Genomic DNA, 12,148 nt, shown 5'->3' with positions numbered 1-12,148 from the left:
GTTGGTCTAGATTTCTCCATAGAAAGGAGGTGATCCAGCCGCAGGTTCTCCTACGGCTACCTTGTTACGACTTCACCCCAATCGCTGACCCTACCTTAGGTCGCTGCCCCGCTTGCGCGTTAGCTCACGAACTTTGGGTATTGCCAACTCTCATGGTGTGACGGGCGGTGTGTACAAGGCCCGGGAACGTATTCACCGCGACATTCTGATTCGCGATTACTAGCAACTCCAGCTTCATGTAGGCGAGTTTCAGCCTACAATCCGAACTGAGACTGGTTTTAAAGTTTGGCTCCACCTCACGGTTTAGCATCTCTCTGTACCAGCCATTGTAGCACGTGTGTAGCCCTAGACATAAGGGGCATGATGATTTGACGTCATCCCCACCTTCCTCCCGGTTAACCCGGGCAGTCTCGCTAGAGTGCTCAACTAAATGGTAGCAACTAACAATAAGGGTTGCGCTCGTTGCGGGACTTAACCCAACATCTCACGACACGAGCTGACGACAACCATGCACCACCTGTCTTCCTGCCCCGAAGGGCTTCCCCGATTAAGGGTAATTCAGGAGATGTCAAGTCTAGGTAAGGTTCTTCGCGTTGCTTCGAATTAAACCACATGCTCCGCTGCTTGTGCGGGCCCCCGTCAATTCCTTTGAGTTTTAATCTTGCGACCGTACTCCCCAGGCGGAATACTTAATGCGTTAGCGGCGGCACAGAGGTCATGACAACCCCTACACCTAGTATTCATCGTTTACGGCGTGGACTACCAGGGTATCTAATCCTGTTTGCTCCCCACGCTTTCGAGCCTCAGTGTCAGTTACAGTCCAGAAAGTCGCCTTCGCCACTGGTATTCTTCCTAATCTCTACGCATTTCACCGCTACACTAGGAATTCTACTTTCCTCTCCTGCACTCTAGATATCCAGTTTGGAATGCAGCACCCAGGTTAAGCCCGAGTATTTCACATCCCACTTAAATATCCACCTACGCTCCCTTTACGCCCAGTAAATCCGGACAACGCTTGCCACCTACGTATTACCGCGGCTGCTGGCACGTAGTTAGCCGTGGCTTCCTCCTCAGGTACCGTCATTATCGTCCCTGAAGACAGAGCTTTACAATCCGAAGACCGTCATCACTCACGCGGCGTTGCTGCATCAGGGTTTCCCCCATTGTGCAATATTCCCCACTGCTGCCTCCCGTAGGAGTCTGGGCCGTGTCTCAGTCCCAATGTGGCCGATCACCCTCTCAGGTCGGCTACGCATCGTCGCCTTGGTGAGCCGTTACCTCACCAACTAGCTAATGCGACGCGGGTCCATCTCATAGCGGATTACTCCTTTAATTGCTATGCCATGCGGCACTACAATCTTATGCGGTATTAATCTTCCTTTCGAAAGGCTATTCCCCTCTATGAGGCAGGTTACCCACGTGTTACTCACCCGTCCGCCGCTAATCCACTCCCGAAGGAGCTTCATCGCTCGACTTGCATGTGTTAAGCACGCCGCCAGCGTTCGTCCTGAGCCAGGATCAAACTCTCAATAAAAAGTTTAATCTTAGCTTACTCAAATAAAGAATTGCTGGTTTACTTAAATGTATTTATGTTATTCTGTTCAATTTTCAAAGACCAATTTTCTTTCCAAAGCCTGTTGTTACAAGGCTTTACAAGTTTCTGTCGTTTCTGACAGCTTACTCAGTATATCATCGCTTTCAGACTTTGTCAACAACCTTTTTTAAAACTTTTCAAACATTTTTTCAAACACTTTATCAGCTTTAAGTTATTGAATTTCGTGCTTTCAGCGACGAATTACATCATACCATTACTATTTATTCTCGTCAATAACTTTTCCATCTTTTTCATCTTAAATTTATGATAGTTTTGTAAGATATAGTTGTTTTTAATAACTTTATCTTTTACTACATATTTTCTCTTTACACTATTACTATAACCATTGGCTTTAAATTTATACTATAAAATTAAATTATTTTTATAATTCTTAAAAATTCTATATTTATCTGATTATAGTACTTAGTTATGCATTAGTATCAGTCGCTTTGCATAATAATGACTTTTCTTTAACTTTGCATTATAAATTTCTCGTATATCTTAGTAATCCAAACTTATTGTATACAATAACCTAAAAATAGAATACTCTACAGATTACCTCTAATTGTATTCTATTTTTTATTAACACATAAAAGATAATAAAAATTATAGAAAAAATAAGTTTCCATGAAATATGAAAACCTACTTGTTCTTAAAAAATATTTTAATTATTATTCCTTGGTATAAATCCTTTTATAATTAATGTTGACCAATCACTATTAGGATTTTCAATCCACTCACATTGGATATCAAGAAACTTAAGCCACGCATTAAGTCCATGACTTTTTTTACTGACATTTGGTGACTTTCTTCCGTGTATTTCTTTTATATCTTCTAATAATTTAACTTGTTCATCTTTTCCTAATTCTTTATTAAACAATTGCTTTAATATTTCTAAACTCTCACTATAAGCTACAGCATCACCTATATACAATTCATCCGCATATACTTGTCTTTCCTTATTTAATAAATCACTTATTTCATTAATTTCATCTTTATTTGATAAATATTGTTTAACCCTTCTTAAGGCTTCAATATCATTATCTAATTTGTTTATGGTTTTTTCTAAACTTTCAAATCTCATTTATTCTTCTCGCTTTACATTTTATATTTTAATCATCAATTACTTAATGAAAATTAATTTATTATAACATTAATATTTATATTTTATCTATATAATTTAAATAATCTCTAATAATTTATAATTTCAAATTAATTTTATCATAAAGATTAACTAAGTATTCAACATTCACACTGTTATCAATTAGTTTATCAATTCTATTTCTAGCAATTCCTAATGTATCCCTTGCCTCTCTTAAATCTTTATCCTTTACGCAATTATTTGCATATGTTAATAGATAATCTATTTTTAGAACATCTTCAGCTAAATCTTCCCTATCAGCATTTACTAGTTCCACTAATAAGGAATAAACTTTAGGAGATGTTGTATTTTTAGTATCTTTTAATATATCTGTATTTCTGCTAGTCTTTTTTGTCATAAACTTAAACACCTCATTTCCTCAAAATTATAACATTATTAATTACAATTTACTATTTATATTCAATACACCTTAATAAAACTATTTTTTAACTGATGTATTATTATATTTTGCTCCTATAAAAAAATCATATCCAGATATTTTATAGACTTCTTTATCATAAACTTTATTTTCAACATAAACTATTTCATAAATCAATCATGCGAATAGTCAACCTTACAATTCCATAAGGTTGACAAACTATTTTTATATGCTATATACTGGAAGAAAAATTAGATGGAGTTATAAAAATGTTATTACTTAGACCACATCATATAAATTGCTTATTTTTTTATCAAGGATTAGGATATAGTAAGAATTTTACAATAGGCATGGATAAATTGGTAACTTTAATTAAGGAAAATCCTTATTCTAAAGTTATGTTCATTGTAGGATGTGATATCCTATGTAATAATTGTCCTAATAGACAAGTTAATAATTGCTGCATCACTCAAAATAAAGTTAATGAATTAGATTATAATACTTTACGAGCATACAATATCAAAGAAAATAAATTATATACGTTTCATGAAATTATAGATACTATTTACAAAAATTTTAGTGAAGCTAAATTTAATAAAATATGTAGCTCATGTAACTGGTACAAAAAAGGAATATGTACGCAAAGTATAATTAGCTGTCAAATTGAAAAATGGGACTTATAAAGCAAATATCCTATTTATACTTTTCACTACTTCAGCCAGTTTAACATAAAAATATGAAATCCACTTTATCTTTACGATAAGGTGGATTTAACTGAAAATATCATAATAATAAATATGATATTTTTTATAGCTCATATTAAATATAATTTATATTATTTAAGACCATCACTTAAATCTTTCACGAAGTTTATTACTGCTTCTTTGCCTTCTGCCATTCTCTTCACTATTGCACTACCTACAATTACCCCATCACAATAGTCTTTAACTTCTTTTACTACTTCTTTTGACGAAATTCCAAAACCGATGCACATTGGTATATCTACGTTCTTTCTAACTTCTTCTAAATATTCATGAGTGCCAGAATCCAAAGTTTTTCTTTCCCCTGTAGTTCCATTTGTAGATACGCAATATACAAAACCTTTTGCCCCTTTTGTTATTGCTGCTATTCTATCTTTTGAAGTTCTAGCCACTAGAGGAATTAAGTATATGCCATTATCTTCACAAATTTTATCAAGATCTCCCCTCTCCTCTAGAGGGACGTCTGGAACTATAAGCCCATCTACACCGCTTTTTGCCGCTATTTTTAGGAAATTTTCTACTCCAGTAAAGTATACAACATTGAAATACACCATTAATACAATCGGAACTTCTGATTTTCCCCTTATTAATTCTACACATCTAAATACGTCTTTTACTTTTGTTCCATTTTGAAGCGCTTTAGTATATGCATTTTGTATTACTGGGCCATCAGCAAGAGGATCTCTAAAAGGCACTCCAATTTCAACTATAGTTGCTCCTTCTTTTTCTAAAGACACTATCAAATCAGCTGTTTCTTCAACCGTGAAATCTGCCCCACATGTTACAAAAGGTATTAAGGCTTTTCTATTTTCTTCTTTTACTTTATTAAATGATAAATCTATTCTATTCATTATTTTTCACCTAGATATGCAAGCACAGCATCCATATCTTTATCTCCTCTCCCTGAAATATTTACAATTATGATTTTATCGCTGCTAAGTGTTTGTGCTAATTTTTTAGCATATGCTACAGCATGAGATGATTCAAGGGCTGGTACTATCCCTTCTATTCTTGTTAAATACATAAATCCATCTCTTACAGCTTCTTCATCTGTTATGCTTTCATATTCAGCTCTATTAGTTTCAGCTAAATATGCATGTTCAGGTCCAACTCCTGGATAATCAAGACCAGCTGATATTGAATATGCTTCAAGCACTCCACCATCATTATCCTGAAGTACATAACTCAACATTCCATGTAAGATTCCTTTTTCCTTCTTTGTAATGGTTGCTGCATGTTCTCCAGTTTCAATACCTTTACCTGCAGCTTCAACTCCAATAAGATTAACTTCCTTGTCGTGAATAAATGGATAAAATATTCCTATTGCATTGCTTCCTCCACCAACTGGAGCTAAGATATAATCCGGTAGCCTTCCTTCAAGCTCTAATATTTGCTTTCTAGCTTCATCACCTATTACTCTTTGGAAATTTCTAACCATAGTTGGATATGGGTGAGGACCAGCAGCTGTTCCTAAAACGTAGTATGTATCTTCTACATTTGAGGCCCAATATCTAATTGCTTCAGTTACTGCATCATTTAATGTTCTTACTCCATTTAATACTGGAACAACTTCAGCACCCAAAAGTTCCATCTTCTTAACATTCATAGCTTGTCTCTTTATGTCTTCTTCTCCCATAAATATCTTACATTCCAAGCCAAACTTTGCTGCTACTGTAGCTGTTGCAACACCATGTTGTCCAGCACCTGTTTCTGCTATAACTTTCTTCTTTCCCATTCTTTTAGCTAAGAGTACTTGTCCTAAAGCATTATTAATTTTATGAGCACCAGTATGATTTAAATCTTCTCTCTTTAAATAAATTTTTGCCCCACCTAGATCTTTTGTCATATTTTCAGCATAATAAAGTGGACTTGGTCTTCCTGTATAATAGTTTAAATAATACATGTACTCATCCATAAATTCTTTATCATCTATCACCTTATTGTAAGCATCTTCAAGTTCGATAAGTGCATTCATTACAGTTTCAGGAACATATTGCCCCCCAAATTCGTTAAATCTACCTTTCATTACTTTTCCGCCTTTCTTGATTCAATTAATATTAATTGCTCTCACTTCTTCAATTAAACTTCTCATCTTTTCAAAAGATTTTGTTCTAGTTCCATCTTCATTTGTTATTTCTACCCCTGATGAAACATCAATTCCATAAGGACTTACTTTCACTATTCTTTCAGCTACATTTTCTGGTGTTATACCACCTGCCAAAAAGAAACTGCAGGTATTGTTAGTTAGATTACAATTATTTTCCTTGTTAGAATCTACTTTTAATAATTCGCATATATCTTCTAATGGAAAAGTTTCTCCACTACCTGGTTTATCCCCATCAATAAGGATATTATCAATTAAATCTCTATACTTATGATTTGCATATTTTCTTATATTTTCAGCATCGCTTATTGATAATGCTTTCCATATACTTACTGATTTCTCCACTCTTGCCTTTAACGATGATATAAAGTTTTCATCTTCTTTTCCATGAAGCTGAATAATATTTAAAGGTAGTATGTTAATTACATCTAGAATTTCATCTATAGAATTATCTTTAAATACTCCAACGATTTTTATTTGTTTATCTAAATTATTAGATAACTGTTTAGCTTCTCTTGCTGTTACCTGTCTTTTACTTTTTGTAAAAACAAATCCCATATATTCTGGCTTTAATATATTTAAATATTTAATCTCATTCTTATTAGTTATCCCACAAATTTTAACTTGTATCATATCAAATCCTCACATAATCTAATATTATTTTAGATTTATAAATTAATTATTATTTCTAAATTCTTTATATTTAGCTTTAAATTCAGAATCATTTATTTTTCTCATAAATAATTCTCCAATTAAAACTCCATCTACTCCATATTCCTTAATTACATTCAAATCTTCTATACTCATGATTCCACTTTCAGCTATTATTATCTTCTCTTTTGGAATACACCGAATTAATTCTTTAGTTATATCTAACGAAACATTGAAATTTTTTAAATCTCTATTATTAACTCCAATAATTTCGCAATCATATTTAAGTGCTAAATCTAGTTCTGCCTCATTATGAATTTCTACTAATGGTTCTAAATTAAATCTCTTTGCTTCTTTGTAAAATTCCCCCAACCTTTCACCTAAAACACTAGCAATAAGCAAGATTCCATTCGCGCCCAAAACTTTCGACTCATAAATCTGGTAGAAGTCAATTATAAAATCTTTACGCAATATTGGAGTATGCGAAATTTTTCTAATTTCTTTTAAATAATCATCACATCCTAAAAAGAAATCTTCTTCAGTTAGAATCGAAAATACATCTATTCCAATATACGTATAATAGTTTAATATTTCTTTTATATTAAAGTCCTCTACAATAACGCCTTTAGATGGTGATGCCTTTTTAAATTCTCCTATTACTGATAACCCATCTTTTCTTAATGCCTTTATAAAAGGGTTTCTAAAACTTGCTTCTACTTCATTTTCAACTCTACATAATGCTTGTTTTTCTAATTCTTTCATAGGAATTTCTTTTTTTCTCTTATCTACCCTTATTTTTTTCATTTCAATAATATCATCCAAAATCAAAAACATTGCCCCCTTTATTATTATTTAAACTATCACTTGCAAACTAGAAAGTTCCTCATACTTTTTATAAGCTGCTCTCGAATCAATGAGCTCTGATGCTTTTTTAATACCATCTTCTAGGGAATCAACTAAGTTCGCTACGTATAACGCTGCCCCCGAGTTCAAAACTACAATATCTCTTTTAGGACCTCTTTCCCCCTTAAGAATTTTAATTATTATTTCTGCGTTTTCTTTTGCTTCTCCACCCTTAATATCATCTAAAGTAGCTTTCTTAAAACCTAGCTTTTCTGGATCTAGTTTGTAATTTTTAATTTTTCCATCTTTAACTTCACATATACTTGTTGATGTAGTAATCGTAATTTCATCTAACCCATCATCACCATGAACAATCATTGCTCTCTTTAATCCCAGATTTAGCAATACTTCCCCAATATCCTTTAGTAAGGCTCCATCATATACTCCCATTAGTTGCCCAGTAATTGGTGCTGGATTTGCTAATGGCCCTAGTAAATTAAAAATTGTTCTTATTCCAAGTTCCTTTCTTTCTTTTGATACATTCTTCATAGCACCATTGTATTTTGGTGCAAATAGAAATGCCATTCCATTTTCCTCAATGATTTTTTTACTTTGAATTTCATCAAAATCAATATTTATTCCAAGTTCAACTAGTACATCTGCACAACCACTTTTACTCGAAACTGCGCGATTCCCATGTTTTGCAACCTTAGCACCACCACTTGCCGCAACTATTGCTACTGCTGTAGATATATTAAAAGTTTTTGAACCATCTCCTCCTGTACCGCAGGTATCAATCAAATGTTCTGTGTTTTCTATTTCAACTTTTACCCCATTATCTCTAATTGCTTTAACTGCGCCCAATATTTGCCTTGGAGTTTCCCCATTTACTCTAAGTCCAACTAAGAAACCTCCAATTTGTGCCGAAGTTGCTTCCCCTTTCATAATCTGATTAATTACACCTCTTACTTCATCTTCAGTTAATTCTTTCCTTAAAGCCAACTTCTTGATTGCATCATTTATGATCATTTTAATGCCCCCTTAAAATTTATAAAATTGCTTATTTCAGCGCTTTCACATTTAATATTACATTCTTTAATATTTAATTTTAATCACCTAATGTGTCCCCACAAATATTAATCACAAAATTTCCAATAATATGTTTACCTTTTGCTGTATATATTGATTCCGGGTGGAATTGAAGTCCAAAAACTTTGTATTCCTTATGCTTAAGTGCCATTATATAGTTGCCTTCAACAGTTAAAGCTAGTACTTCAAGACAGCTCGGAAGTGAACTATTCTCAACTATAAGCGAATGATATCTCATAACCTCTAATTTTCTTGGTATTCCTTCAAATATATCCTTTCCTTTTACTTGAACTTTTGATGTTTTGCCATGAAAAATTTCGCTTGCTCTAATTACTTTTCCTCCATAAGCTTCTGCAATGCTTTGATGTCCAAGACATATACCCAAGATAGGAATCTTATTTCCTAATTCTTTTACAACATCTATCGATATACCTGCATTCTCTGGAATGCCTGGCCCTGGGGATATTACTATACCTTTTGGATTTAGTTTTCTCAACTTCTCTACAGTTATTTCATCATTTCTAAAAACCACTGTTTCTGCAAATTCACTTAAGTATTGATATAAGTTAAATGTAAATGAATCATAATTATCTATTAAAGCAATCATCTTAAAGCCTCCTTTAAAGCCATTAGTTTACTTTGAACTTCTTCAAATTCTTTTTCTGGAACTGAATCATATACTATTCCAGCTCCTGCCTGAAGATAAGCTGTTTTATCTTTTAATATTAACGTCCTTATAGAAATTGCTGTATCCATATTTCCTCCATAAGAAAAATATCCAACGGCCCCTGAATAAATTCCTCTTTTAAAATCTTCAAGATCTTCTATGATCTCCATTGCTCTGATTTTAGGAGCACCGGATACTGTTCCTGCTGGAAGGCATGCTGCTAATGCATCAAATCCATCCAAATCATCTTTTATATTCCCAACAACCTTAGTAGTAATATGCATAACATGCGAAAATCTCTCAATTTTCATAAAATCGCTCACATTAACTGTTCCTATCTTGCTTACTTTACCTATATCATTTCTTCCTAGATCAACAAGCATAATATGTTCTGCAAGCTCTTTTTTATCTTCAATCAACTCTTTCTCAAGTGCATTATCAATTTCTGGAGTTTCGCCTCTTTTTCTAGTTCCAGCTATAGGATTTGTGATAACTTTACCTCCTCTCACCGATACTAAACTTTCTGGTGATGATCCTATAACTTGATAGCTATCATAATCTATTAGGTACATATACGGTGAAGGGTTCTCTTCTCTAAGCTTTCTATATATCTCAAAATGGCTTTTTTCAGTTTCACAAGTCATTCTCTGTGATAATACAACTTGGAATATATCGCCTGCCAATATATGTTCTTTTGCTTTTCTAACTTTTTCTTCAAAATCTTCTTTGGATGTATGAAATCTGAAAGAAACATCTTTCTTTCCTTTCGATGGCTCTGTTAGTATCGGCTTATAAAGCAGACTATTTATATATTCATATTGTGATTCGATTATTTCATCATACTCTCGAGCATCGTTTTTTAATATGTTGTCTATAATATAAACTTTATGAGTAAAATGATCGTAGCAAATATACCTGTTATAAAAATTAAATCTTATTATAGGAAGCTTTAAATCATCTTTGTTATTAAAATTAAGTTTTTTCTCATAAAACTGTATGGAATCATATCCCATATATCCTATAGCCCCGCCTTTAAATGAAAAAATATTGGTGCTATTATCAAACTTTAATCTACTTTCTTTTTTGAGTTCATCTATTTCTTCTTTTCCATCCCCGCAAATTTCTTTATAAGGATTTTCTCCCAAAAATGAATACCTACCGAAATAATTTTCTTTACTTCCACTTTCGAAAATAAATTTTCTTTTACCTTTGAATCCACCAAAAATTTTAATAGGAGTAATTTCATCTCCTCTAAATTCACTTATTAATGAAAATATATATTCATCCTTCTTTTTTTGATTAAAAGTTTCCTTTGAAATATTAATCATGATTCTCCCCCCAATTTTCGTTAAATTATATAAAAAAAGCCACTTCATCCCGAATATTGGGACGAAGTGACTCGTTATGCCACCCAAAATCAAATACAATTTAAACGGTATTTCTCATAGCCACTTTAATCTTTAAATAATAGTTAAATTTAATATGGCAAATAGTAAATACTTTTACTTCTAACTCTATATTTAATAGAATTAAAAGTATTTTATAAGAACAAATAACATATTAAACTTATTAAACTTATTAAAAATAAAAAAACATCCCGTCCTAAATAGGACGAAATGTATAAATTTCGCTATGCCACCTAATGTATATATGCTATCAGATACTATTATGAAATTCAGTCAAACGCAAAATTTCCTAATTATATCCTGTCATTTTAACGGCTGACTCCCCGTACATTCCTACTCTTAAAATTTCAAAATGTCACCTCAAAGACCCATTCAATAATATCTTCAGTACTCGACTCTCACCAAACATCGAACTCTCTTTACACTAAGTTTTATTATCTACTATTCTTATCAAAGGTTTTAATTTATTGAAATTATAATAACATAGTCTTAAGAATAATACAAGCCCTTTTAACATAGATAATTTATCTATAATATTAACTAAAAACATTATAGAAATATATAATTCACAATAAATATTTAAATTGAATATACTACCTTAGTAATTAATTATCCATTACTATTTCTAAATTATTTATATTTCAATGAAAGGAGTTTTCATATGGAAACAGCATATGATTTATTTAAAAAATTACTTGTAGTTATGGCCGATATAGATAGAATTTTAGATGAAAAATCTAAGGTAATTGACTCTAAACGTATAGAAATCTTAGATAAAAAAATAGATTCTTTGGAATTAGAAATGTTTGAATTAAAAAACAAATTAAAAAGCATTAAGCTAAAATAAAATAAGCCTACAGTAATGGTAGGCAGTACATATTTAGTAGCAGTAAATATATATTTACTGCTACTAAATCATGATTAAATATAATACATATCTTCTCTATTGTATTTTTTATAATCGTTAACCAAATCCTCTAAAGTTATAGAATTGAAAAAATTAATTATTTTATTATTTATAACATTCCACAAATTTTCGCTCATAAAATTTTCTATTTCATTTTCATCATTCTCTATATCAATTAGAAGTAAATCACCTTCTAGAACATTTAATATATCTCCAATTGTAAATTCTCTAGAACTTTTAGCCAAAAAGTAGCCTCCTTGAGCTCCTTTCTTAGCATTTATAATGCCTCCTTTTCTTAAAGAAGAAAATATTTGTTCCAAATATCTCTCAGATATTCCTTGTCTTTCAGAAATACTTTTTACAGTAACCATCTCTGAAACCGAGAATATACAAATATCAATTAATGCTCTTAATCCATATCTACCTTTTGTTGAAATCTTCATAAAATCACCGTATCTTGCCTTTCTTCTATATTTAATTATATTAAGACACATTTAGAAAATCAACTATTAAAAGTTTTGTTTTACATACGATTTTCTTCAAATCTTTCTTTATAAATATATAAAATACTATCTTTTTCCCATAATTGTAAATACATTTTATTCT

Annotated in this window: 12 protein-coding genes and 1 rRNA gene; 2 read left to right on the top strand and 11 right to left on the bottom strand. The window is 31.9% G+C overall.

What is annotated here, in order from left to right:
• Positions 1-22: 22 nt before the first annotated feature.
• From AXY43_RS23760 to AXY43_RS23750, 3 genes are all read right to left on the bottom strand, one after another.
• Positions 23-1,534: ribosomal RNA gene (locus AXY43_RS23760) — 16S ribosomal RNA — on the bottom strand.
• A gap of 724 nt (positions 1,535-2,258) precedes the next feature.
• Complete coding sequence (locus tag AXY43_RS23755; protein ID WP_105412284.1) at positions 2,259-2,678, bottom strand: hypothetical protein; 420 nt, start codon at positions 2,676-2,678, stop codon at positions 2,259-2,261.
• A 115-nt stretch (positions 2,679-2,793) separates the two neighbouring features.
• Positions 2,794-3,093: a hypothetical protein gene (locus tag AXY43_RS23750; protein ID WP_039771999.1), complete on the bottom strand. Its 300-nt coding sequence runs from the start codon at positions 3,091-3,093 to the stop codon at positions 2,794-2,796.
• A gap of 290 nt (positions 3,094-3,383) precedes the next feature.
• On the opposite strand from AXY43_RS23750, the gene AXY43_RS23745 reads away from it, so the two are divergent.
• The gene (locus AXY43_RS23745; protein WP_105412283.1) at positions 3,384-3,797 is read left to right on the top strand and encodes a DUF1284 domain-containing protein; all 414 of its coding nucleotides are present in this window, start codon (positions 3,384-3,386) and stop codon (positions 3,795-3,797) included.
• 152 nt (positions 3,798-3,949) lie between these two features.
• Here the strand turns inward: AXY43_RS23745 and trpA are convergent, their stop codons facing one another.
• The 7 genes from trpA to trpE form a co-directional block, all read right to left on the bottom strand.
• Positions 3,950-4,726, bottom strand: coding sequence for a tryptophan synthase subunit alpha (gene trpA / locus AXY43_RS23740; protein ID WP_039770482.1), 777 nt, complete (start codon positions 4,724-4,726; stop codon positions 3,950-3,952).
• The gene (gene trpB, locus AXY43_RS23735) at positions 4,726-5,901 is read right to left on the bottom strand and encodes a tryptophan synthase subunit beta (RefSeq protein WP_017208946.1); all 1,176 of its coding nucleotides are present in this window, start codon (positions 5,899-5,901) and stop codon (positions 4,726-4,728) included. The genes trpA and trpB overlap by 1 nt, the downstream gene beginning before the upstream one ends.
• Positions 5,902-5,922: 21 nt before the next feature.
• Complete coding sequence (locus AXY43_RS23730; protein ID WP_105412282.1) at positions 5,923-6,612, bottom strand: phosphoribosylanthranilate isomerase; 690 nt, start codon at positions 6,610-6,612, stop codon at positions 5,923-5,925.
• 42 nt (positions 6,613-6,654) lie between these two features.
• On the bottom strand, positions 6,655-7,458 hold the full coding sequence (trpC, locus tag AXY43_RS23725) for an indole-3-glycerol phosphate synthase TrpC (protein WP_105412281.1): 804 nt from the start codon (positions 7,456-7,458) through the stop codon (positions 6,655-6,657).
• A gap of 24 nt (positions 7,459-7,482) precedes the next feature.
• The gene (trpD, locus tag AXY43_RS23720; RefSeq protein WP_206608165.1) at positions 7,483-8,499 is read right to left on the bottom strand and encodes an anthranilate phosphoribosyltransferase; all 1,017 of its coding nucleotides are present in this window, start codon (positions 8,497-8,499) and stop codon (positions 7,483-7,485) included.
• An 82-nt stretch (positions 8,500-8,581) separates the two neighbouring features.
• Positions 8,582-9,169 (bottom strand): anthranilate synthase component II, encoded by a 588-nt coding sequence (locus tag AXY43_RS23715; protein WP_105412279.1) that lies wholly within the window; start codon positions 9,167-9,169, stop codon positions 8,582-8,584.
• Positions 9,166-10,557, bottom strand: a complete 1,392-nt coding sequence (gene trpE / locus AXY43_RS23710) for an anthranilate synthase component I (protein WP_105412278.1) — start codon at positions 10,555-10,557, stop codon at positions 9,166-9,168. The genes AXY43_RS23715 and trpE overlap by 4 nt, the downstream gene beginning before the upstream one ends.
• 739 nt (positions 10,558-11,296) lie before the next feature.
• Between trpE and AXY43_RS23705 the strand changes: the two genes are divergently transcribed.
• Positions 11,297-11,482: a hypothetical protein gene (locus AXY43_RS23705; protein ID WP_017208941.1), complete on the top strand. Its 186-nt coding sequence runs from the start codon at positions 11,297-11,299 to the stop codon at positions 11,480-11,482.
• Between the two features lie 74 nt (positions 11,483-11,556).
• On the opposite strand, the gene AXY43_RS23700 is transcribed toward AXY43_RS23705, so the two are convergent.
• The gene (locus tag AXY43_RS23700) at positions 11,557-11,985 is read right to left on the bottom strand and encodes an RrF2 family transcriptional regulator (protein WP_026015636.1); all 429 of its coding nucleotides are present in this window, start codon (positions 11,983-11,985) and stop codon (positions 11,557-11,559) included.
• Positions 11,986-12,148: the final 163 nt, after the last annotated feature.

The sequence above is a fragment of the Clostridium sp. MF28 genome, assembly GCF_002969175.1.
GTDB classification, from domain to species: domain Bacteria; phylum Bacillota; class Clostridia; order Clostridiales; family Clostridiaceae; genus Clostridium; species Clostridium beijerinckii.
The sequence above is the reverse complement of the archived record's forward strand: the minus strand, read 5'-3'. Positions and strand labels throughout refer to the sequence as shown.

Bases quoted from the DNA above. Each gene is read 5' to 3' on its own strand.
- AXY43_RS23755 (WP_105412284.1), bottom strand. From the start codon at position 2,678: ATGAGATTTGAAAGTTTAGAAAAAACCATAAACAAATTAGATAATGAT.
- AXY43_RS23750 (WP_039771999.1), bottom strand. From the start codon at position 3,093: ATGACAAAAAAGACTAGCAGAAATACAGATATATTAAAAGATACTAAA.
- AXY43_RS23745 (WP_105412283.1), top strand. From the start codon at position 3,384: ATGTTATTACTTAGACCACATCATATAAATTGCTTATTTTTTTATCAA.
- trpA (WP_039770482.1), bottom strand. From the start codon at position 4,726: ATGAATAGAATAGATTTATCATTTAATAAAGTAAAAGAAGAAAATAGA.
- trpB (WP_017208946.1), bottom strand. From the start codon at position 5,901: ATGAAAGGTAGATTTAACGAATTTGGGGGGCAATATGTTCCTGAAACT.
- AXY43_RS23730 (WP_105412282.1), bottom strand. From the start codon at position 6,612: ATGATACAAGTTAAAATTTGTGGGATAACTAATAAGAATGAGATTAAA.
- AXY43_RS23715 (WP_105412279.1), bottom strand. From the start codon at position 9,169: ATGATTGCTTTAATAGATAATTATGATTCATTTACATTTAACTTATAT.
- trpE (WP_105412278.1), bottom strand. From the start codon at position 10,557: ATGATTAATATTTCAAAGGAAACTTTTAATCAAAAAAAGAAGGATGAA.
- AXY43_RS23705 (WP_017208941.1), top strand. From the start codon at position 11,297: ATGGAAACAGCATATGATTTATTTAAAAAATTACTTGTAGTTATGGCC.
- AXY43_RS23700 (WP_026015636.1), bottom strand. From the start codon at position 11,985: ATGAAGATTTCAACAAAAGGTAGATATGGATTAAGAGCATTAATTGAT.